This window comes from Streptococcus sp. HMSC070B10 (assembly GCF_001808665.1).
Lineage (GTDB): Bacteria > Bacillota > Bacilli > Lactobacillales > Streptococcaceae > Streptococcus.
Genome location: NZ_KV794170.1, coordinates 1 through 478 on the forward strand (window position 1 = coordinate 1; position 478 = coordinate 478).

Annotated in this window: 1 protein-coding gene; it reads left to right on the top strand. The window is 38.9% G+C overall.

What is annotated here, in order from left to right; genetic code table 11:
• Positions 1-181, top strand: a 181-nt coding sequence (locus tag HMPREF2613_RS04975) for a protein rep (protein WP_070479410.1), incomplete at its 5' end; no start/stop codon positions are given.
• Positions 182-478 lie beyond the last annotated feature (297 nt).

Here is a 478-nt window from a genome sequence, read left to right on the forward strand (position 1 = left end):
GCACCGAAAAAGACAAATTGGCTTTGGTAAGCTGTTTAAGGAAATCAAAAAAGACCTGGACTTTGATGATTTAGAAGATGGTAACCTTGTTCAAACTGGAGAGGATAAGGACGGCAATTCTTCAGGTCGTGAAATTGTAGCAATATGGAACTGGGAACGTAAAAATTATTATTTAAAGTAAAACAAAACAGAATAATGTGGTATAATTGAGTTATAAAATGTAATGCAATAGCACACCAAAGCCCCAGAGGATGGCAGTCCTCTAGGGCTTTTTTTACGTTCTTTTCAGATTAACGGGTATCTTGGGCTAGCTTCGGTCTTTGTCCTTGCTATCTAACCACTTGCAGATGTAGTGTGCAGCTACTTCCGCCATAATAGCAAGTAAGACGTCAAAAATGTAATGCAATAAGCTCACCTCCTTTCACGAACCATAGGAACGCAATCGGTAACCGAGAGCGATACTAGTATAGCAAAAAAA